Consider the following 20,212-nt stretch of genomic DNA (forward strand, 5'->3'; position numbering starts at 1 on the left):
TGGGCGTTTCCGTTTCGTCACTAGCACAATCATGCGCGCTGACGCAGCGCCTCGACCAGCGACTTGAACGCACGGGCATATTCCGCGCCTGCCCTTGCGATATCGGCGCGCCCGGCGCAGGCGACCGCGGCCTCCGTCACCGCACCGAGCAGCAGCCGTGCCAGCGGCTCGACCGGCTGCTTTGCGATCAGGCCGGCCTCCATGGCCACCGCGAGCGCGCGCGGCATCTTGCCGCCGAAGTGCCTTGCATCGATCTCGCGCCAGCGTTCCCAGCCGAGCACGGCGGGCCCGTCGCGCAAGATGATCTGGCCGGTCGGTCCCTTGGCAGTCGCCGCAAAGTAATGCTGTGTGCCGGCGACCATGGCGGCCAGCACATCCTTCTCGGCGCGCGCGGCGCTGTCGATCTCGACGACGAGGTCGCGCGAGACGGCATCGAACACCGCTTCGAACACCGCCTCCTTGGTCTTGAAGTGATGATAGACCGCGCCCTTGGCGACGTGGGCGGCCTCCGCGATCTCGTCCATCGTGGTGGCGGCAAAGCCCTGCGTCCCGAACAGCCGTCGCGCCGCCGCCAGGATAGCCTCCGATGTTGCTGCGCGCCGCTCTGCTTGTTTGGCCATGCTATTCCTGTCTAGCGCAGATCGGGCCGCGGGCTGGCTTCGCCTCTCCCGCTTGCGGGAGAGGCCGACACGCCCGGGCGATGCGAAGCATCGTCCCGCGCGTGGCGGATGAGGGTTCTTTCCTCTAGGGGATTGTCCCGTCGCGGAAACACCCTCTCCCCAGCCCTCCCCCGCGAGCGGGGGAGGGAGCCGACCGCCTTCGCGGACGCACTCGATCTGTCCTGGCGATGCTCTAATCGAATTCGCCCTCCACCACCAGTTGACTTTTCGACCCCCGGTCGGTATTTACCGACTATCAGTCGGTTTTATTCATGAGGTGCGCCCATGCCGAGCCGTGACGTCGTTGAAGCCTTTGCAAGGCGGCTGGAGGCCGGGGAGTTCGTCGAGGCGATCGAGCAGTACTACACGCCCGATGCCGCGACCTATGAGAACAACGCCGCGCCGACGGTCGGCCGCGACAAGCTCATCGCCAAGGAGCGCGGCGTGCTGGCGGCGTCCAAGGAGGTCAAGGCCGTGCGCGTCGGGCCGAGCCTGATCGACGGCGACAATGTCGCGAGCCGCTGGGTGTTCAGCTTCACCAACGCCGAAGGCGTCACGCGAACGCTGGAGGAAATCGCCTGGCAGACCTGGCAGGGCGACAAGCTGATCGAGGAGCGGTTCTTCTACGACCCGAAGCAAATGGGGCGGTGACGGCCAAACGCAGCGCTGTCATCGCCCGGCTCGATCGGGCGATCCAGTACTCCGTGAAGGTTGTGATTGATCCGATGGGCCGCGGCGTACCGGATGCTCCGCCCCCCGTGCGCAATGGCGCACTAGGCGGGGGCATGACAGCGGAGTTGGTGGCGGCGGACCACCGTCCCCGCGCATTTGTATCGATTTGTTATCGATACTCTCCTTCGAACACGCAGAAGTGGTCGCGGCGACAGCAGCAATCGGGGATAATTCATAGTTCGTCAAAGATTTGCGGCGAATTCTCCTGATCGAGCCGAAAACAACGGCCCGTGCTGCTGCAGGCTCTGGAATGCGGACTCGACCGACCACTTTTCTCGCGCGGCTGTTTGCCGGCGATCTCTCCGTCTTTGGCGGTCCCGCAACCGACGAAGCCACGGCCGGCCATATCCGCGCCGAACAGATGTCGCTGGTGCTGGGCTATTCGGTCGGCATCATGCTGGCCAATGCCTGCAACGCCGCCGTGCTCGCGATCGCGCTGCGGCACTCGCCGGACGGGATTTTTGCGCTGATCTGGGCCGTCGTCGTCGCTGGCGCCGCGATCGGCTTCGGCCTGCAATCCCATCTGTCACGCCGGATCACCAAGCCGCAATTCGTCTCGCGCCGCGCCATGCACCGGCTGGTGCGCAACGCCTTCGTGCTCGGCGCCGCATGGGGCATCGTGCCGGTCGCCTTCTTCGCGAACGCCTTCACCGGCGGCCAGCTCGTCATCACCTGCCTCTGCTCGGGTATGCTCGCGGGCGGCGCACTGGCCTTCGCCACCATTCCGATCGCGGCAATTGCGTTCACGACGCCGATCTTCATCGGGATCGCGATCTGTCTCGGCCGCGACGGCGACCCCGCCTATGTGCTGATGGCCGTGCTGGTGGTGGTCTACGGCAGCGTGCTGCTGCGCGCCGTGTTCGTCAATTCCTTCGCCTTCGCCCGGCGCATCATCCGCCAGGTCGAGGCCGAGCGCACGGTACGGCGGGATCCGCTGACGCAGCTGCCCAACCGCGTCGCCTTTAACGAGACGCTCGATGCCGCCTTGAAGCGGCTGACGCTGTCAGGCGAGGAGTTCGCGGTGCTGCTGCTCGACCTCGATCGCTTCAAGGAGGTCAACGACCGCTTCGGCCACCCCGCGGGCGACGAATTCCTGGTGCAGGTCGCGAGCCGCCTGCAACGCTGCACCCGCGCGGCCGAACACGTCGCGCGCATCGGCGGCGACGAGTTCGCGCTTGTCATGGCCAATCTGACGCGGCCCGAGGATGCGCTGGAAATCGCCGAGCGCTTCGTCGCGGCGTTCACGGAGCCATTCCTGATCGAGGGCTGCGAGTTCGTCGGCGCGACCAGCGTCGGCATCGTGCTGGTGCCGCGCGACGGCAATACGGCGCTCGACATCATGAAGAACGCCGACGCCGCGCTCTATCGCGCCAAGAAGGCCGGACCCGGCACGGTGCGCTTCTTCGAGGAGGCCGACGACAAGGTCTCGCGTGACCGCAAGGCGCTGCAGGCGGACCTTGCCGGTGCCGTCGCGCGCGAGGAGCTGTTCCTGGTGTTCCAGCCGTTCCTCGATCTCGACGAAAACCGCATCACCGGTTTCGAGGCGCTGCTGCGCTGGCAGCATCCCTCGCGCGGCCTGGTGCCGCCGAGCGAGTTCATTCCGATCGCGGAAGAGACGGGACTGATCCACGAGATCGGCGAATGGGTGATCAGGCGTGCCTGCGCGACGCTCAAGGACTGGCCGGACGACATCCGGGTCGCCGTGAATTTCTCGGCGGCGCAGTTTCACAACACGGGCATTCTCCAGACCATCGTGCAGGCGCTGGCCGATGCCAAGGTTGCCCCTGCCAGGCTCGAGATCGAGATCACCGAATCGATGCTGCTGTCGAAATACGGCTCGGCCGCCTCGATCCTGAACGCGTTGCTGGAGTTGGGTGCCACGGTGGCGCTGGACGATTTCGGCACCGGCTTCTCGTCGCTGACCTACCTGCGCAAGCTGCCGTTCAGCCGCATCAAGATCGACCAGTCCTTCATCCGCGACATGCTGGTGCAGCCGGATTGCGCGGCGATCGTGAAGTCGGTGATCTCGCTGGCGCGCGACCTCGACATCGAGGTCGTCGCCGAGGGCGTCGAGACCACGGACCAGCTCGACTATCTCAGGCAGATCAATTGCGATGAGGTGCAGGGCTATTTGATCGGCCGGCCGGTGTCGGCGGAAGGCGCGCAGGCGCTGCTGGACACGAAGAAGCTGCGGGCGATTTTCGCGGCGTGAGTTTTCTGCGACCATTTTTCATTGAGGTCTAGCCCCGGATGGAGCGAAGCGCAATCCGGGGAAAGCACAAGCCGCAGCAACACCGCCCCCGGATTTCGCTTCGCTCCATCCGGGCTACGATTCTCCCGAGAAAGCCACCCTCAAACCGCATCCGCCCGCAACAACGTATCCACCGTGATGGTGCCTCGCGCCCGCGAGACGCAGGCGCATATCTTCTGGTTGCTCTGTTTCTGGTGATCGCTGAAGAAGACATCGCGATGATCGATCTCGCCGTCGACGGCGACGACGTCGATGGCGCAGAGGCCGCATTCGCCGCGCTTGCAGTCGGATATCACCTCAAAGCCGCTGGCATTGAGGACGTCGAGCATCGAGCGCTCGCGCGGAATCTCCAGCTCGACATTTGAGTCCTTCAGGCGCACGCGAAACGTTTCGGTCGGCAGCGTGCCGCTGGAGCCGAAGGTCTCGTAGCGCAGATCGGACAGCGGATGGCCGGCGCCGATCCAGGCATGGCGCGCCGCATCGAGCATGCGCATCGGGCCGCAGAACAGCGCGAGCGTGCCCTTCGGCAGCGAGGCGAACAGCGCATCGAGGTCGAGGCGCTTGTTTTCATCGCTGGCATGGACCACGAGGCGATCGCCGAGGACGTCAGCGAGCTCCTCGAGATAGGCAGCATCCGCGCGGCTACGCACGGCGTAATGCAGCGTCACGTCGGCGCCGCGGCGCGCCAGCGCCTGCGCGGCGCCGAGAATCGGGGTGATGCCGATGCCGCCGGCGATCAGGCAATAGTTTTCGCGCGCCCAGTCGACCGCGACGAGCGAGGCGGGCCGCGTGATGTCGAGCCGTGCGCCCGGTGCCATCTGCCACATGTAGCGCGAGCCGCCACGGGAGTCCTCAGCGCGGCGCACAGCGATCCTGAAGCCTTGCGTGGTCGCCTCGCCGACCAGCGAATAGGACCTCGTCTCCGGCTGGCCGTCGATGCTGACGCTGACATTGATGTGGCTGCCGACCGGGTAGGCGGCACCATCGAACTGGTCGGGCATGATCAGGAATTCGCGGATGCCGGGCGACAGATCGCGCGTGGCGACGAGCGTTGCGGGAATCCAGGTTTCGACGAAGCGCATGGTGCCCTCAATCGGTTGCGGTCTTGATCAGCGCGAGCGCCGGCAAGAGGTCGAGATGGGTTCGGTTGCGCAGCGCAAGGCGCAAGTTGCGCACCGCGAGCCGCGCGTGCTCGCGCATGATCGCCTCGGCGCGTGCGCCTTCGCGGTTCTCGATCGCGTCGATCACGACGCGATGATGCTCCTGCCCGATGATCAGGATCTGCTGCGCTTCGGGGAGCGCGGACTGCGCCATCACGAATCCGCTGGGCGAGGCGAACGGCAGCGCGGAGGCCCGGTCGATCTGCCGGATCAGCGGCGGGCTGCGCGACAATTCGGTCAGCAGGGCATGGAAGCGGGCGTTCAAGGTGACATAGGCCGAGAACGCCTCGATCGAGATCGGCACCTGACGCAGGAGGTCATCGATTGCGAGATGGCATTCCTTCAGCGGCTCGAGCTCGCGCGCGGAAACACCGCGCTCGGCGGCAAAGCGCGCGGCAAGACCCTCCAGCGTGCCGCGCAGCTCGATGGAATCGGAAATGTCGCGCTCCGAGAACGCTTTCACCATGAAGCCGCCGGAGGGGATCGCCTCCAGGAGGCCCTCCTCCTCGAGCCGCACCAGCGCCATGCGCACCGGGGTGCGCGAGGCGCCTGTGGTCTCCACCGCCTGAAGCTCGGAGATGCGCTCGCCCGGACGCAACGATCCGGACAAGATCTGGTCGCGCAGCGCGAGCTGCGCCTTCACGGTCTGCGAGACCGAGCGGTCGACCTCGGGCGCTGCTTTCACTTGCCCTACTCCGCGGCCTGCAGATGCTGCGGCCCGTTTTCCTTGGCCACCATCCGGTCGATCAGCTTGCGCGTCCACATCGCGCCGGCGTCGATGTTGAGATTGTAGAAGATGCGATCCGGGTTTTCGTCCATGGCGCGCTGCTGCGCCTCGAGGATCAGCTCGTCCTCGCGGAAGATGCCGGAGACGCCTTCGCGGATCTCGGTGGTGATGCGCTGCTCCCCGATCTGGTAGTTGCGGACGAAGGCCCAGAAATAATGGCAGGTCTTCTCGGTCTCCGGCGTGATGGTGTTGAGCACGAAGCCGTTGACGCCCTGCGAGCGGTCGCCTTCGGGCGCGCCGGTGCCAGCAGGCGCGACGCCGACGTCGATGGCGATGGTGCACGGCGCCTCGAAACGGATGATCTGCCAGCGGTCGACCAGGCCGGACTTGCCGAGCTGCTTGGCCCAGAACGGCGGTGCCTCGATGCCGCGCATCCAGCGCGTCACGGTGACGGTCTTCTCGCCATGGGTGACGTCGAACGGCGCTTCGGCGACCGCGTCGTTGCCGATGGAGGAGCCGTGCACGAAGGTCTCGTGGGTGAGGTCCATGAGATTGTCGAGCACGAGGCGGTAATCGCAGTTCACGCGGATGGTCTTGCCGTCGCCGGCCCAGGCCGGATCGTGATTCCAGTGCATGTCGGGGACCAGCGCGGGATCGGCCAATGCCGGATCGCCCATCCAGAGCCAGATGTAGCGGTGACGCTCGACCACGGGATAGGCGCGCACGCAGGCCGACGGATTGATGGTCTCCTGCGAGGGCATGAAGGTGCAACGCCCTTGCGCGTTGTATTTCAGGCCGTGATAGCCGCAGACTACGGTGTCGCCTTCGAGCCGGCCCTTCGACAGCGGCACCAGCCGATGCCAGCAGGCATCCTCCAGCGCGGTCACCGCGCCGTCAGCCTTGCGGTACATCACGATGTGCTTGCCGCAGATCGTCCGCGGCAACAGCGCCGGCTTCACCTCCGCGTCCCACGCGGCGGCGTACCAGGCGTTCATGGGGAAGGGTTTTGTCACGGGCGATCTCCCAAGGACTGTTGTATGCGTTATGTATACAATAGCGGAGGAGCAGCGGGCAATCAAAGCCAAAATGTGCTTACCATAATACCTGTCTCCGGTATGCTGTATACATCTAGAGCTCACTGTCATTCCCCGCGAAAGCGGGGAATCCAGTACGCCGCGGCGGACATTGGGTTCACACAGCTGGGGCCGCGGCGTACTGGATCACCCGCTTTCGCGGGTGATGACAGCGGAGGATGCGGCACGCACAACCCTCGGAGCCGCAACTAGAGAGCGCTCGGCCGAAACCTTCCACTCAAGCCCCGAACACCTTCGCCAGCCCGGCCTGGGCCTCTTCCTGAATCCGCTTCAGGTGCTCGGTGCTGCGGAAGCTCTCGGCGTAGATCTTGTAGACGTCCTCCGTCCCCGAGGGGCGCGCGGCAAACCAGCCGTAGTCCGTCTCGACCTTGATGCCGCCGAAGGGTTGGCCGTTGCCCGGGGCCTTGCTCAGCGTGGCGCGGACCGGATCGCCGGCGAGGTCTTTCAGGCCGAGCTGTTCGGGCGTGACTGATTTCAGGATGTTCTTCTGCGGTCCGGTGGCGGCGACGTCGATGCGGGCGTAATGGGGCATGCCGAACTCGGCGGTGAGATCGCCGAACAGCTGGCTCGGATCGCGGCCGGTCTTGGCCATCATCTCTGCGGCGAGCAGGCCGAGGATGATGCCGTCCTTGTCGGTGCTCCACACCGAGCCGTCGCGGCGCAGGAACGAGGCCCCTGCACTCTCCTCGCCGCCGAAGCCGAAGCCGCCGGTGAGCAGACCATCGACGAACCATTTGAAGCCGACCGGCGTCTCCACCAGCTTGCGGCCGAGCTTCTTGGCGACGCGGTCGATGATCGAGCTCGACACCACGGTCTTGCCGATCGCAGCACTCTTGCTCCAGTTCGGCCGGTGCGCGAACAGATAGGAGATCGCGGTCGCCAGATAATGGTTGGGGTTCATCAGGCCGCCGGTGCGGGTGACGATGCCGTGACGGTCGGCGTCGGTGTCGTTGGCAAAGGCGACGTCGAAGCGGTCGCGCATCGCGATCAGGCTCGCCATCGCGTAAGGCGAGGAGCAGTCCATGCGGATCTTGCCGTCCCAGTCCACCGTCATGAAGCGGAAGGTCGGGTCGATCGCCTCGTTCACGACCGTGGCCTTCAACCCATAGCGCGCGATGATCGGGTGCCAGTAGTGCACGGCAGCGCCGCCGAGCGGATCGATGCCGATATTGACGCCGGCGGATTTGACGAGGTCGAGATCGACGACGTTGCCGAGATCGGCAACATAGGGCGTGACGTAGTCGTAGGCGTGGACGCTCGATGATTTCAGCGCCCTGGCATAGTCGATGCGCTTGATGCCCTTCAGTCCATCGGCGAGATAGGCATTGGCGCGCTTCTCGATGACGGAGGTGGCGTCGGTGTCGGCCGGGCCGCCATGCGGCGGATTGTATTTGTAGCCGCCGTCCTCGGGCGGATTGTGCGACGGCGTGACGACGACGCCATCGGCGAGGCCTGACGTGCGGCCCTTGTTGTAGGTGAGGATCGCGTGCGAGATGACGGGCGTCGGGGTGTAGCCGTGGTCCTTGTCGATCATGATTTCGACGCCGTTCGCCGCGAACACCTCCACCGCGGATGCGAGCGCCGGCTCGGCCAGCGCGTGGGTGTCGATGCCGATGAAGAGCGGACCGGTCAGCCCCTTGTCTTTCCTGTAGTCACAGATGGCCTGCGTGGTGGCGAGGATGTGGCCTTCGTTGAAGGTGTTCTTGAACGAGGTACCGCGATGGCCCGACGTGCCGAACGCCACCCGCTGCGCCGGGTCGGCCGCATCCGGCTTGCCGGCGAAATAGGCGGTCACGAGCCGCGGAATGTTGGCGAGCGCGTCCGGCGAGGCCTGCTTGCCCGCCGCGGGATGAACATCAGCCACTGGGAATTTCCTCGTCCTTGAAAAATTGAGGTCCTGTCGCACCATAGCACCGGGCCTGCACGCGCCAAGCCAAAAGCCCTTGGATCGACCACAGCAACAAATGGCCGCATTTGGGTCCATCAATGCAGGGATGACCATTTTCGCAACGGCCGTGCTGCTCGCCAGTTCCTTGGCATCCTCCTCGCCAGTCCATGTCAGGGCAGCCGACGTCGAGCCCAACCCGATGCTGCGCTATGCAGCCGTGGATCACGACCTCGCCAAGGTGAAGCGGCGGATCGAGCGGGAGCTCCGCAGCTCGACATCGGACAGCACGGCAGCGGCCTCCCTTCCCGACATCACGCGCTGACGGCACGAGGCGGCTTGTTTCCCCGACGCGGCCGCGCCGGCGGACCTGGGAACATGCTATGGTTGACGGGTCCTGGCCGCCTCGAATCGTCCCATGGTCCTTTCGCGCAAGCTCCTGTCCTTGCTGATCGCCAGCCTTATCTTGGCCTTCGCACCGGCGCGCGCCGCCCAGTTCTACACCGAGGACCTGCGCATCCCGATGGCGGAGGCCGGACCGCAGGGGCTGGAGGCGTTCCTGGTCCGCCCCGCAGGGACCAAACGTTATCCGCTGGCCCTGCTCAGCCACGGCTCGCCACGCAGCTTCGAGGACCGCGCAACGATGACCGCGCATAAGTATTACGGCATCGCGCTGGAATATGCCCGGCGCGGTTTTGCCGCGTTGATCGTGATGCGGCGCGGCTACGGCACCTCGCCCGGCGGACGCGTCGACAGCGTCGGTGGCTGCACCAACGCCGCCTATCTGCCGGCCGCCGCGGTCGCGGTTGCGGATTTGCGCGCGGCGATCGATGCGATGGCCCGCCGGACCGACGTCACCACCACAGGCATGATCGCGGCCGGCCATTCCGCCGGAGGGCTCGCCACCGTCGCGCTGACCGCGCAGGCACCAAGCGGTCTCGTCGCCGCGATCAGCTTCGCCGGCGGCCGCGGCTCGCGCGACGATGACGATGTCTGCAATCCGGATGGGCTGGTGCAAGCCTTCGCGACCTTCGGCAAGACCTCCCGCGTGCCGATGCTGTGGGTCTACGCAACCAACGATCTGTACTTCGGGCCCGATCTGGCGCGCCGGTTCTATGACGGATTTCGAACCAGTGGCGGCAATGCCAAATTCGTCGCGGCGGCGGCTTACGGCGATGACGGCCACTATCTCTATTCCGTGGTGGGCCGCCCGCAATGGACGCCCTATGTCGACGCCTTCCTGCGCGAGCGCGGGCTCGGCCACGACGTGCTGAGCCCGCCCGACCCGCTGCCGCCGCCGGATCATTTCAACGACGCGGCGAAAGCCGAGTTCGCGCGCTATCTCGCCAGCACCATGCCGCACAAGGCTTTTGCGGTGTCGCCGAACGGCGGCTACGGCTGGCGTTCGGGGCGCAGCACCGTGGACGAGGCGCAACGCGATTCGCTCGCGGCCTGCATGAAATGGTCGCCGACCTGTACGCTCTATGCCGTCGACGACCAACTCTCCTCCGGCAGCGTTCAGGGAACGGCCACGGACCAGGTCTCGCGCGCGCGATAAGTCTTCGCGACGCGCGGCAAGCGCCGGCGACACATCGGTTGTTAACTCGAAAGATGTACGACGGGCTCCATGCTGCGGTATCAGGCACGACGAAATCCGAGCGCGACGTGGATGCACGTCGTGGTCGCGCTGCTGTTGTCCGCATCGACCTGCGCGCGGGCCCAAGATGCCGATCTCGGCGCAGGCGAAACCGCGACATCGCGCGCCGAGATCCGAAAGATCATCGAGCATGAGACGGCGAGGACCAACCTGCCCGCCGACATCGTGGAGGCCGTGGTCTTCGTCGAGAGCGGCTACAATCCGGCCGTCGTCGGCAGCGCCGGCGAGCTCGGCCTGATGCAGCTGCGGCTCGAGACCGCGGCGGCGCTCGGGTTCCGGGGCAACGCCGCCGAACTCGCCGAGCCTGATATCAACATCCACTACGGCGTGCTTCATCTCAGCCGCGCATGGCGCCTCGCCGGCGGGGACCTCTGCCGCACGCTGATGAAATACCGGGCCAGCCGGGACGAGGACGAGACCAGTCCTCGTTCGCAGGTCTATTGCAATCGCGCCCGCAATCGCCTGCTCGCGATGGGCTCGACGGCGGTCGTCACCCCTGATGCGGCGGCCCCACCTTCGGAACCCGCACCGGCAACGGCAGCAGCCGGCACTGAAAAGTCCAAGACCCGGCACAGACCGGCGCAGCCGACCGACGTCTATGCCCGCTTCCGCCGGGGCACGGCCGCCGCATCCAGGGCCTTTTGGGCCGCGCATGAGGCCAGGGTCAGCCGCATCAAGGCCCGCATCGAGGCAAGGTGGAAGCGGACGGCCTCGCGTTAACGGTCGTTCGTCACGAAACGGACCCGGCTCTTGACGACACCGTCATGGTCGATGGAATACTACGGATGCGCCCCTTTTCGGGGTCGCCGCAGCGATTGAACCAACAGTCTTTTTTGCGTAACCCCTGATAGAGACCATGCACAACAGTTTGAGAGTATTGTTTGCGATCTTCGCAACGGCGGCCGTGGCCACCTCGACCTTCATCGCCATCCGGTTTCTGGTCGGGTTCAGCGGCTGAAGCAAACGGTACCGGCCGGCCCTTGGCCGGCACGACGTGCCCTCGATCACTCGTGCCTAAAGGCGTTCGCTGAGCGCGAGCTTGTAGCCGACGCCGGTGACGGTGGCGATGACGGGCGTGCCGCTGCCGACGAGCTTGCGGCGCAGCCGCGCCACCAGCGCATCGACCGTACGGATGTCGACTTCGGCCTGGCGGTTGCTGACGACCTCGATCAGATAGTCGCGGCTGAGCGGGCGTCCGTCCGCGCCGACGAGAGCGGCGAGCAGGTCGAACTCGGCACGCGTCAGCGCCACAGGCTTGCCGTCGCTGCCGAGCAGCTCGCGCCGCGTCAGGTCGATGATCCAGTCGCCGAAGGCGATCGAATTGTGGTTGCGCGCCGCCTTGCGGTCGATCGAGCGCCGCCGCAGCACGCTGCGTGCTCGCGCCAGGAGATCACGCAGATTGATCGGCTTGGTGACGTAATGATCGCCGGCGATCTCGAGGCCAAGGATGCGATCGACGTCGGTGTCGCGGCGGGTCACGAAGATGATGCCGGCGTTGCTGGTGGCCTGGATCTCCTTGGCGAGATCGAAGCCATCGCCGTCGGGCAATTGCAGGTCGAGAAAGACGAGGTCGGTGCGCGCGCGCAGCGCCTGGCGGCATTCGGCGCAGCTGCCCGCGCCGACCACGTCGAAATTGTTCTCGCTGAAGTAACCGACCAGCATCGTTCGCGTCACGGGATCGTCTTCGACGACGATCAGCCGCTCGCGGCCGATCGGCCGTAATTCCTGAAGTGCGGAATCAGCCACGATGTTGGATGTCCTGTGTGCCTGCGACTGGGCTTGAAAGTTCAAGTGGCCGCGTGATGCGCTGTCCTGTGAACGAACATTCACGGCTTGTTCGAGCCCCCGAAATTGCCTGCGGAATACTAGGCGCGTTGTGCCGCCCAAACAATATAAGTCACGGTATTGCAGTATTAACTATGAATTGCCCCACACTTCTCACTGAGCGCACCGATGTGTCGGCAGGACAAGTTCGGAGGCGCCGGGCACCAACAACTCCGCTCATCCGAATTCGGCTTCAACCGCCGGTTAGTGCACGGGAAGGTTTCCGCTTCAACCTCCGCGTGGATGCGCGCTCCCGGATTGCTCAGGCGCGCAATTGCGCGCCGAAGCAATCCGACCTCTCCACGCTGGGGGGAGGTGCTCCGAGACAGATCGGACCCAACGCCATCATGCTCTAGGACGTGCCGATCTCGATGCGGAACGAGGCTTGCTCTTCCGCACCGGGCGCAATGTGCATCAGGCCCGGCTTGTCGGTGAACTCCCCATCAAAGCCGACGGGGCTTGCGTAACCGCGCCAGGGCTCGATGCAAACGAACGGCGCGCCCGACGGCTTCGACCAGATTCCGAGCTCGCGAAAACCGTGCCATGACATTTTGAGCCAGGGCCCGGCGCCCTGCCCCGCCGCATAACGAACCGCAGTGCTGTTGACGGGATTGAGGATGACGGCATCGCTGGTGAACAGCGCTTCCGACAGAGGAAGCACCCGGTCTCGGACCGGGCTCGGGTCCGTAGCCGTGAGCAGGAGCCCGCCCTCGACACGACAAATCGGAGACGGCTCCTCTTTCTCGAAGGTCAGCGCATAGCTTTCCTTCGGCACGCCAGGCTGCAGCGGCCAGTTGAAAGCGGGATGACCACCGACCGACACCGGCAGCGTCTCGTTGCCGGTGTTCACGACCGTGAGTGTGAGATCGAGACCGGCATCATCGAGCGCGTAAGCGGCCGTCAGCCGGAACGCGAACGGGTAGCGCTCGCGTGTCGTCTCGCTGTCTTCGAGCACCAGCGTGCAGCGGCTCTCTTCACGTGCCCCCCATGCAAACCGGCTGTCGCGCGCAAAGCCGTGCTGGGTCATCCGGTATGTCTTGCCCCGGTGCCGCAATTCGTTATTGGCGAGACGCCCGACGATCGGAAACAGCAACGGCGCGTGGCGCGGCCAGGCCGGTTCGGCCTGCCACACGAATTCGATACCATCCTCGTGCCTGAGCGAGCACATCTCGGCGCCCTGTGCTTTGATGCTCGCGGCGAGGGAGCCGCTTCGGATCGTGTACGTGTCGTCGGTCATGGCGACGGATCTCCAGACATTTCGAATTCTTCTCCGGCAGCCGACTGGATCAAGCAACCCGCATTCGACCCGATAGCCACACCTAAGGACATGTCGTCCTTTCATCAAGCGATTGCAGTGTGCTCTTGAATCAAAGCAATGCCCTCGATCATGGACCCGAATGGCGGCGGACCACCCGCGTTTGTGAGGGACATCACAGATGGCCACTTGCAAATTCCCGGCCGCGCCGGCTGTGGGGCCGTATGCCGATCCGCAGGAGGCGCTCCGCCGCAACCACGAATTCTCGCTCCAACTCGGTACCCGCGCTGGCTGGACCGTGTTCAATAGCGACAACGAATGCGAGAGAGGACAAGAGAAGAAGCTTGTCGCAGCGCGTGAAGCGTCAGGCAGTCGACGACGAGCGGAAGCAGCTCGAGTCAGCACCTTCGAAGCAACAGGCGAGATCGAGCGGCCAGACGACTGCTTTGGACGGGGCAGAGGCCAGTATGCCTATGGGCCGTAGGGCACAAAAAATGAAAAGCTGAGTGCGCAGTTTGTTTTGGGTGAGGCCCCCGGCCTCACCATGCGACGAGTCCCAACAGTGTCAGGCTAAGGCCGCCGAGAACAGGAAGAGCCGCAAGGGTGCCAACTGCTATCAGCGCCAATTCTTTCTTCGTCTCATCTACCATCGTGACATGCTCCCGATCACAGGTCTTGAGAACGATTGGGTTGCCATTTCCGTTCCGGCATTAAATCGCGCCCGACGTTCCGTCGCAGGGAACAACAAGGGGGTCGCGACTGTTTCCCGCCGAGGAGACCTTTCATGAGCTTGAGACGGTCGATCGAACGACTCGGACCCTATCCCTCGCTGTTCTTGCTGGCGCTTCCGACGGCGACAGTAGAACCACTGAAGCTCGTCGCGGTGGCCGTGGCGGGAAAGGGGCACTGGATCACCGGCACGGCGATCATCGTTGTCTGCTACGCGCTCAGCCTTCTGGTGGTCGAGCGGCTTTTCCTCATCGTCAAGCCGAAGCTTTTAACGATTCCGTGGTTCGCGAAACTCTGGGAAGCCTGCCTTTCGGTGCGCACACGCGTATGGACGGCTTTGAAAGGATGCGTCGGATTTCGCCGGGACTGTCGATGCTCTGGGAAGCAGCCAGACCTGTCGGGGGGATGATCGTCTGCCCTCCAGGAGCGGTGCCGAGGCTGCCTCCCTCGAACCCCTTATCGGCTCCGGCTGGTGATTTCGTTCGCTCTCCTACCTCTTGCTTCTCCTGTTCCTTTGAGGTTGCTGTGAGCCGGCGTTTGCGTCTGCACTCGATGACGAAAGAGCATCTACTCGCTCACTGAGCGAGCCGAGCTGATCGGAGAGAAGTTTGCGCTCTCCCTGTTCTTTTGCAACCTGGCCCTTGAGCTCGCTGACTTGGCCGCTCAAGCTTGTTTGTCCGCTCTGAATTTCATCGAACCTTTTTTGCAGCGCTGCCAGGGCTTGCCGCGTTTCATCAACATTCAGCTCCTGAGCAGGCGCCTTGGCAGCTTCGAGTGCCCCAATCTTGTTGTTCATCCAAATGATGCTTGATCCGGCTACCAACACTGCAAGAGCAACAATCACCCACGGGAGTGCGGATTGGCGCGCGCGGACAGGAGCTGAGAAGTCTTCCATATCTGGCCTTTGACAAAGATTGGGTGAGTCCAAACGCCTGGAGCGAGGTTTTGTTGCCGATCAAGGAAGTCGAGGCGGCTCGCGCGGGTCACGGCCAGGAACGTATTGCCCTTTCTTCCCGTTTACCGTCGACCCGGCGGATGTCCCGCGGGGCGTTTTGGAGCAACATCATGGAAAAAAAGATAGCCGGCCTTTTAGGAGCGGTGGCGGCGCTCGGCACCCTTTCGTCAGCGCAAGCCGCCCCGGGACCGGCCCCGCTTTCCTCGGGTCCGCTACAAGCTAACTCCTATGCTGAGTTGCTTGAGCCGATCCCGAATGCCGCGACGGTCTTGCAGGCTCTGGACGAGCAAACCCCTGAGACGACAAAGGCGAACGTGCAGCTCGCGCAATATCATCATCACCACCACCATCACCACAGTCATTGGCGACGCGGACCGGTGGTCGTGATCGGGCGCCATCGGCACCATCATCATCATCATCATCATCATCACCACCGCTGAGGCCAAACGCGTTGAAGAGACGATGGCAGCAGAGGCCGAGCAGCGGCGCAAGGAGGACGAAGCTGCCGTCGTCAAGGCGCTTGCCGAAAGGCAGGCCGCCGAGGCCGCGCTGACCGACAGGATTGCCAGCGAGAAGGCTGCGGCCGATCTTGCAGATCAGCACAACGACGCTGTGAAGGTTGCGGATCTTCCACCGGCGCCATCAAAGCCATCCCTCTCGTCTCAAGAGATGATCAAGCTGCTTCAGTCTGAGCTGCTGCCGATCGCGAAGCAGCTGTGAGACGCAAGCTGAGACCAGTCGATTCGCAAGACACGAATAGACGATGCTGAGGTCCGCATTGCCGTGACGAGCATTCGAAAAGCCACGGCCTGCCCCGTAATTTGCGCGCGGCCAGCCTCATCATTCAGCCCGGTGTCAGGCTTGCGGCGAGATCAGCGCTTCGCAGCGACAAACGTCAATCTCTCGACGCCGTTCCGACGCCAATCGATCATACTGCGTTGCTACGCCATTCATCGGAAGTCGCAGATAAAAAGAAAGGTCATCTCCAGCCCGCGGAAGCGTTACAGATGTCGATCCATTGCAGAACATCCGGCCTCCTGGTTTGCCTGATACTGTCGCTTATTGTTAGCCCGGCGAGCGCGCAATCTCCCGTCAACAAGGACGTCCTCGTGTACGGCGGCACGGCTGCCGGCGTCATGTCCGCCTATTCGGCCGCACGCCGGGGCTCGCATGTCGTGCTGCTCGAGCCGGGTCATCATCTCGGAGGGATGGTTACGGGAGGGCTTTCCGCCACCGACCTCGGCAATCCCCAGGTGATCGGCGGATATGCGAAGCTGTTTTATCGCCGCGTTGCCGAGCATTACGGCCGATCTCGCCTCGACCGCATCACGGACTGGCTGTCCGAGCCGCACGTCTCCGAAGACACCTTCGGCGCGATGCTCGGTGAAGCCGGAGTTGAAGTCGTGTTCGGCGCGCGGCTGCGCGAACGTCACGGCGTCACGATCGAAAATCGCAGGATCGTTTCCGTGACGAGCGAGGACGGCCGCGAATGGCGCGCCGAGGTCTTTGTGGACTGCAGCTACGAAGGAGATCTTCTGGCACAATCAGGCGCAACCTACACCTGGGGCCGGGAAAGCGCGCAGACTTACGGCGAGACGCTCGCCGGCGTACGCACCATCACGCCGCAGCACCAGTTTGGTTGGCCGATGCTTGCTTATCGCGACGACCACCGGCTCTATCCCGAAATCTCCCCCGGCCCGCTGCCGACGGCCGGAAGCGGCGACAAGAACGTCCAGGCCTACAATTATCGTCTCGTTCTGACCGACGATCCTGCAAATCGTTTGCCGTTTCCCAAACCGGACGGCTACGATCCGGCACAATTTGCGCTGCTCGCGCGATACCTGCAGGAATTTCAATCGCACATGGGACGAGACCCCTCGCTGAGGGACTTCCTGTATCCGGTCCGGCTCCCGAACCACAAGGCCGACTTCAACAACAACGGGCCGTTCTCGAGCGACTATATCGGCCATAGCGCCGCCTATCCGGATGCCTCCTACCAGGACAAGCTACGGATCCGCACCGAACATCTTCGCTACACACAAGGACTGCTTTACTTTCTCAGCCACGATCCCGTCGTGCCTGCGCCCCTCAAAAGCCAGCTCAATGTATGGGGCCTGCCGAAGGACGAGTTCTCGGACAGCGACCATTGGCCGAGAGAATTGTACATCCGCGAGGGACGTCGCATGGTGGGTGCCTATGTCGTGACACAGGCAGACCTGCAAACAAATCGCGCCAAGCCTGACGCGATCGGCATGGGCTCGTACAACAGCGACTCCCACAACGTGCAGCGTGTCGTGATGCCGGACGGCACGGTACGTAACGAGGGCGACATGCAAGTCCCCGTTCAGCCCTACCAGATCCCCTATCGGGTCATGACGCCTCGCAAGGACGAATTGCAGAACCTGCTGGTGCCGGTGTGCCTGTCCGCTTCGCATGTGGCCTATTCCTCGCTGCGCATGGAGCCGCAATACATGATCCTCGGGCAAGCCGCAGGCGTTGCCGGATCGCTCGCGGCGGAGAGCGGTGTACCCGTGCAGGACATTCCGATTGCGCGCTTGCAACGCGAGCTTCTCAAGGCCGGCGCCGTTCTCGACCTGCCGGAGAACAGCTTTTTTGGACCGTGACCGCAGCGGCGGCGACCGGCCTCGTTGCAAACTCACGATCGCGAGCGGTTCCGTCGCTCCGTCATATTTTCGTGCCTAACAATTGCTCTCTGGCGGCCCATCGGCTGGCCCGATCCGTGCACCGCCAGGACATCATGACGATACAGACTTCGAAAAGCGCTCTGCCGAACAGCACCCATCTGAAGATCTCCATCAACGGCCGCTTTCTCTCGCAAGCGCTGACGGGCGTTCAGCGCTATGCTGCCGAAATCGTCAAAGCCATCGACCACGCATTGGTGTCAGGCCGTTTTCCGGCACGACTGCACGATTGCGAATGGCAGCTCCTTGTCCCACCCGATGTCCGGGAAGTGCTTGATCTCGAGAAAATCAAGGTCCGAAAGATCGGGCGCTTGAGCGGCCACGCCTGGGATCAGGTTGATCTGGCGCGCGCGGCTGCGGGCGGACGCTTGATAAGTTTGGCGAATTCAGGACCCGTGCTGCATCGTGACCAAATCGTGGTGATTCACGATGCCCAGGTCTTTCGTCGCCCGGACTTCTTCGGCTGGCGCTACCGCGCGGTTCATCGCACGATGGATCGCCTGCTCGCACGTAGCGCAACCATTGCGACGGTCTCCAATTTTTCGCGTCAAGAGCTCGCTGACGTCCTGAGACTATCAGCGTCTCGGATTCCCGTGCTGCCCAATAGCGCTGAGCACTTTGCAAACACGGTTCCCGATTATGGCATCCTCGGCCGGCTCGGGCTTCGTTCTCACAGCTACTTTCTCTTCATCGGTTCGATGACGAAGAACAAGAATCTCACTGTGGCAACGCGCGCCATTCAGTCGCTGAACCGGCCGGATGTTCCACTTGTCATCGTCGGCGGCCATAACAGCAGCGTCTTTCAGGATAATCTGGGCAAGGCAACTCCGAATCTCATCCTGGCAGGCCGCCTGACTGACAGCGAAATCGCCGCACTCTATGGGCGCGCGTCTGCGTTCGTATTTCCTTCTCTCTATGAGGGATTCGGCGTGCCTCCGCTCGAGGCAATGCTGTTCGGATGTCCGGTCATTGCCTCGACAGCCGACGCAGTCAAGGAGACCTGCGGCGACGCGGCTGCCTATTTCGACGCCAACGATGCCGATGCTCTGCGTCAGTGCATGCAAGCACGCCTTGCCGCCGGCGCAATCACGGAGAGCGAACGAAAGAGGCAGCAGGATCGACTCGCACAGTTTTCATGGCAGCGATCGGCGGACGCGCTGCTTCAATTCCTGGCCCAGCGGCACATCAACTGAAACGCGCAAACCGATCGAATACTCGTAAATCCTTTTGGTTCCGTCCGAAGACAAAATTATTCGTGACGACGACGGATGCAGTGTTGGCGCAACAACACCACACGCTGGTCAAATTGTTGCTTCGTATTGGGAGGATCGTCCGCGCCACTGCCGACGCCTACGAAGGGATTCATCGATGTCAGGCTCGCTCCAACGACCGATCAAGCTGCTGCACATCGCTGAGACGATCCGAGGTGGAATCGCGAGCTACCTGAATGAGCTGCACCCGCAGCAGCAGGCGAGCTTCGGCGCCGAGAATATCCATTATGTCGTGCCTTCGGATCATCGAGGCGATCTCGCCATTGATGACGCCCAGATGACGACATTCGAGCGGTCGGGCCGCAGCGTGTCCGGTCTCTTCCATATGCTGCGCGCCAGCTTGCAAGCGATCGACAGCTTCAGGCCCGATGTCGTTCACCTGCACTCGTCATTTGCGGGTCTCGTTCTCCGGCCTGCGCTCGCGGCAAGGCCTCAGGCCCCCAGCGTGATCTATTGTCCGCATGGCTGGGCCTTCTCTCGCGAGACCGGACGGTTGAGCCATCAGGTCTCGAAGGCGGCCGAAAGGCTTCTGACGCGAACCACGGATCGCATCATCTGCATCTCTGCAGACGAGTTCAACGAAGCCGTGCGCGCCGGAATTCCGGCCGATCGCCTGACATTGGTGCCCAACGGCATCTCGATGAAGCGTCCGGAGCCCTCGCCAGTGGCGGCAATCTGGCCTTCGAAGAAGGCCAAGGTCCTGTTCATCGGCCGGCTCGATCGGCAGAAGGGCTTTGATTTGCTGATCGAAGCGGCACGGCTTCTCGAAGATGTGGTGGACGTTCGCATCGTCGGTGCCTCCGTCGTCAACAAGTTCGACGGGCCGGCGGTGCCTCCCAACGTCACCCTGCTCGGCTGGCTCGACCGCCGCGAAATCGAGACCCATCTGGAGGCCGCCGACCTTGTCGTGATCCCGTCCCGCTGGGAGGCCTTCGGTCTGGTCGCGCTGGAAGCGATGCGCGCGGCCAAGCCGATCTTGGCCTTCCGGATCGGCGCATTGCCGGAGATCGTGGTGGACGGCGTGACCGGCGTGTTGTGCGAACCGGTCACCGCCGCGGAGCTGGTCCAGGGTTTCCGACGCGCGCTCGACCTTGACCTGAACGTGTTGGGGCACCGCGGCTACGAGCGCTTCAAGCAATATTACGACGTGCAGAAGACGCACCGCCAGCTCCGGCAGGTCTACATGGAGGTGCTGCAGAGCGACGAGCGCCGCCCCGAAGAACAGGTGCAACTCCGTCAGGACGTGTCGAGCAACGCCTGAGCATGACCTGGCGCATCGGCGCGTCCAGGGATGGAACAAGTGGACCGCCA

19 protein-coding genes are annotated in these 20,212 nt (G+C 63.7%); 11 read left to right on the forward strand and 8 right to left on the reverse strand.

Annotated features, from left to right (window positions below; genetic code table 11):
* Positions 1 to 29: 29 nt before the first annotated feature.
* A complete protein-coding gene (locus XH91_RS27110) occupies positions 30 to 620 on the reverse strand; it encodes a TetR/AcrR family transcriptional regulator (RefSeq protein ID WP_128953428.1) in 591 nt (196 codons plus the stop codon).
* 324 nt (positions 621 to 944) lie between these two features.
* On the opposite strand from XH91_RS27110, the gene XH91_RS27115 reads away from it, so the two are divergent.
* Positions 945 to 1,310, forward strand: coding sequence for a nuclear transport factor 2 family protein (locus XH91_RS27115; protein WP_128953429.1), 366 nt, complete (start codon positions 945 to 947; stop codon positions 1,308 to 1,310).
* A 331-nt stretch (positions 1,311 to 1,641) separates the two neighbouring features.
* The gene (locus tag XH91_RS27120) at positions 1,642 to 3,603 is read left to right on the forward strand and encodes a putative bifunctional diguanylate cyclase/phosphodiesterase (protein WP_128953431.1); all 1,962 of its coding nucleotides are present in this window, start codon (positions 1,642 to 1,644) and stop codon (positions 3,601 to 3,603) included.
* A 140-nt stretch (positions 3,604 to 3,743) separates the two neighbouring features.
* Here the strand turns inward: XH91_RS27120 and XH91_RS27125 are convergent, their stop codons facing one another.
* The 4 genes from XH91_RS27125 to pgm form a co-directional block, all read right to left on the reverse strand.
* Positions 3,744 to 4,724 carry a PDR/VanB family oxidoreductase gene (locus tag XH91_RS27125; RefSeq protein ID WP_128953432.1) on the reverse strand — a complete coding sequence of 327 codons (981 nt, stop codon included), beginning with the start codon at positions 4,722 to 4,724 and terminating at the stop codon, positions 3,744 to 3,746.
* Positions 4,725 to 4,731: 7 nt separating this feature from the next.
* Positions 4,732 to 5,487 (reverse strand): GntR family transcriptional regulator, encoded by a 756-nt coding sequence (locus XH91_RS27130; protein ID WP_128953433.1) that lies wholly within the window; start codon positions 5,485 to 5,487, stop codon positions 4,732 to 4,734.
* Positions 5,488 to 5,492: 5 nt separating this feature from the next.
* A complete protein-coding gene (locus tag XH91_RS27135) occupies positions 5,493 to 6,542 on the reverse strand; it encodes an aromatic ring-hydroxylating dioxygenase subunit alpha (RefSeq protein WP_164934065.1) in 1,050 nt (349 codons plus the stop codon).
* Between the two features lie 298 nt (positions 6,543 to 6,840).
* Complete coding sequence (pgm, locus tag XH91_RS27140; RefSeq protein ID WP_128953434.1) at positions 6,841 to 8,487, reverse strand: phosphoglucomutase (alpha-D-glucose-1,6-bisphosphate-dependent); 1,647 nt, start codon at positions 8,485 to 8,487, stop codon at positions 6,841 to 6,843.
* Between the two features lie 130 nt (positions 8,488 to 8,617).
* On the opposite strand from pgm, the gene XH91_RS27145 reads away from it, so the two are divergent.
* The 3 genes from XH91_RS27145 (at position 8,618) to XH91_RS27155 (ending at position 10,885) form a co-directional block, all read left to right on the forward strand.
* Complete coding sequence (locus XH91_RS27145) at positions 8,618 to 8,833, forward strand: hypothetical protein (RefSeq protein WP_128953435.1); 216 nt, start codon at positions 8,618 to 8,620, stop codon at positions 8,831 to 8,833.
* 93 nt (positions 8,834 to 8,926) lie between these two features.
* A complete protein-coding gene (locus XH91_RS27150; RefSeq protein ID WP_128953436.1) occupies positions 8,927 to 10,066 on the forward strand; it encodes an alpha/beta hydrolase family protein in 1,140 nt (379 codons plus the stop codon).
* Between the two features lie 69 nt (positions 10,067 to 10,135).
* Positions 10,136 to 10,885: a transglycosylase SLT domain-containing protein gene (locus tag XH91_RS27155; protein ID WP_128953437.1), complete on the forward strand. Its 750-nt coding sequence runs from the start codon at positions 10,136 to 10,138 to the stop codon at positions 10,883 to 10,885.
* Between the two features lie 294 nt (positions 10,886 to 11,179).
* Here XH91_RS27155 and XH91_RS27160 read toward each other — a convergent pair whose 3' ends face one another.
* Together XH91_RS27160 and XH91_RS27165 are read right to left on the reverse strand one after the other, a co-directional pair.
* On the reverse strand, positions 11,180 to 11,995 hold the full coding sequence (locus tag XH91_RS27160; RefSeq protein WP_128953438.1) for a response regulator transcription factor: 816 nt from the start codon (positions 11,993 to 11,995) through the stop codon (positions 11,180 to 11,182).
* A 346-nt stretch (positions 11,996 to 12,341) separates the two neighbouring features.
* Positions 12,342 to 13,226 carry an aldose 1-epimerase family protein gene (locus XH91_RS27165; protein WP_128953440.1) on the reverse strand — a complete coding sequence of 295 codons (885 nt, stop codon included), beginning with the start codon at positions 13,224 to 13,226 and terminating at the stop codon, positions 12,342 to 12,344.
* Positions 13,227 to 14,028: 802 nt separating this feature from the next.
* On the opposite strand from XH91_RS27165, the gene XH91_RS27170 reads away from it, so the two are divergent.
* The gene (locus tag XH91_RS27170; protein ID WP_245477214.1) at positions 14,029 to 14,382 is read left to right on the forward strand and encodes a hypothetical protein; all 354 of its coding nucleotides are present in this window, start codon (positions 14,029 to 14,031) and stop codon (positions 14,380 to 14,382) included.
* 81 nt (positions 14,383 to 14,463) lie between these two features.
* On the opposite strand, the gene XH91_RS27175 is transcribed toward XH91_RS27170, so the two are convergent.
* The gene (locus XH91_RS27175; protein WP_128953441.1) at positions 14,464 to 14,868 is read right to left on the reverse strand and encodes a hypothetical protein; all 405 of its coding nucleotides are present in this window, start codon (positions 14,866 to 14,868) and stop codon (positions 14,464 to 14,466) included.
* A 170-nt stretch (positions 14,869 to 15,038) separates the two neighbouring features.
* Here XH91_RS27175 and XH91_RS27180 point away from each other — a divergent pair, with 170 nt between their 5' ends.
* The 5 genes from XH91_RS27180 (at position 15,039) to XH91_RS27200 (ending at position 20,162) form a co-directional block, all read left to right on the forward strand.
* Positions 15,039 to 15,368: a hypothetical protein gene (locus XH91_RS27180; RefSeq protein ID WP_128955008.1), complete on the forward strand. Its 330-nt coding sequence runs from the start codon at positions 15,039 to 15,041 to the stop codon at positions 15,366 to 15,368.
* A 22-nt stretch (positions 15,369 to 15,390) separates the two neighbouring features.
* On the forward strand, positions 15,391 to 15,648 hold the full coding sequence (locus XH91_RS27185; protein WP_128953443.1) for a hypothetical protein: 258 nt from the start codon (positions 15,391 to 15,393) through the stop codon (positions 15,646 to 15,648).
* Positions 15,649 to 16,037: 389 nt separating this feature from the next.
* Entirely contained in the window at positions 16,038 to 17,552 is a 1,515-nt protein-coding gene (locus XH91_RS27190; RefSeq protein WP_206733537.1) for an FAD-dependent oxidoreductase, read from the forward strand.
* Positions 17,553 to 17,686: 134 nt separating this feature from the next.
* Positions 17,687 to 18,823, forward strand: a complete 1,137-nt coding sequence (locus XH91_RS27195) for a glycosyltransferase family 4 protein (protein ID WP_347338600.1) — start codon at positions 17,687 to 17,689, stop codon at positions 18,821 to 18,823.
* Between the two features lie 175 nt (positions 18,824 to 18,998).
* Positions 18,999 to 20,162 carry a glycosyltransferase gene (locus XH91_RS27200; RefSeq protein ID WP_245477215.1) on the forward strand — a complete coding sequence of 388 codons (1,164 nt, stop codon included), beginning with the start codon at positions 18,999 to 19,001 and terminating at the stop codon, positions 20,160 to 20,162.
* Positions 20,163 to 20,212: the final 50 nt, after the last annotated feature.

Origin of the sequence: Bradyrhizobium guangzhouense, from assembly GCF_004114955.1 — a bacterium.
In the GTDB taxonomy this organism is placed as follows: domain Bacteria; phylum Pseudomonadota; class Alphaproteobacteria; order Rhizobiales; family Xanthobacteraceae; genus Bradyrhizobium; species Bradyrhizobium guangzhouense.

Bases quoted from the DNA above. Each gene is read 5' to 3' on its own strand.
- XH91_RS27110 (WP_128953428.1), bottom strand. From the start codon at position 620: ATGGCCAAACAAGCAGAGCGGCGCGCAGCAACATCGGAGGCTATCCTG.
- XH91_RS27115 (WP_128953429.1), top strand. From the start codon at position 945: ATGCCGAGCCGTGACGTCGTTGAAGCCTTTGCAAGGCGGCTGGAGGCC.
- XH91_RS27120 (WP_128953431.1), top strand. From the start codon at position 1,642: ATGCGGACTCGACCGACCACTTTTCTCGCGCGGCTGTTTGCCGGCGAT.
- XH91_RS27125 (WP_128953432.1), bottom strand. From the start codon at position 4,724: ATGCGCTTCGTCGAAACCTGGATTCCCGCAACGCTCGTCGCCACGCGC.
- XH91_RS27145 (WP_128953435.1), top strand. From the start codon at position 8,618: ATGACCATTTTCGCAACGGCCGTGCTGCTCGCCAGTTCCTTGGCATCC.
- XH91_RS27150 (WP_128953436.1), top strand. From the start codon at position 8,927: ATGGTCCTTTCGCGCAAGCTCCTGTCCTTGCTGATCGCCAGCCTTATC.
- XH91_RS27155 (WP_128953437.1), top strand. From the start codon at position 10,136: ATGCTGCGGTATCAGGCACGACGAAATCCGAGCGCGACGTGGATGCAC.
- XH91_RS27165 (WP_128953440.1), bottom strand. From the start codon at position 13,226: ATGACCGACGACACGTACACGATCCGAAGCGGCTCCCTCGCCGCGAGC.
- XH91_RS27170 (WP_245477214.1), top strand. From the start codon at position 14,029: ATGAGCTTGAGACGGTCGATCGAACGACTCGGACCCTATCCCTCGCTG.
- XH91_RS27175 (WP_128953441.1), bottom strand. From the start codon at position 14,868: ATGGAAGACTTCTCAGCTCCTGTCCGCGCGCGCCAATCCGCACTCCCG.
- XH91_RS27180 (WP_128955008.1), top strand. From the start codon at position 15,039: ATGGAAAAAAAGATAGCCGGCCTTTTAGGAGCGGTGGCGGCGCTCGGC.
- XH91_RS27185 (WP_128953443.1), top strand. From the start codon at position 15,391: ATGGCAGCAGAGGCCGAGCAGCGGCGCAAGGAGGACGAAGCTGCCGTC.
- XH91_RS27195 (WP_347338600.1), top strand. From the start codon at position 17,687: ATGACGATACAGACTTCGAAAAGCGCTCTGCCGAACAGCACCCATCTG.
- XH91_RS27200 (WP_245477215.1), top strand. From the start codon at position 18,999: ATGTCAGGCTCGCTCCAACGACCGATCAAGCTGCTGCACATCGCTGAG.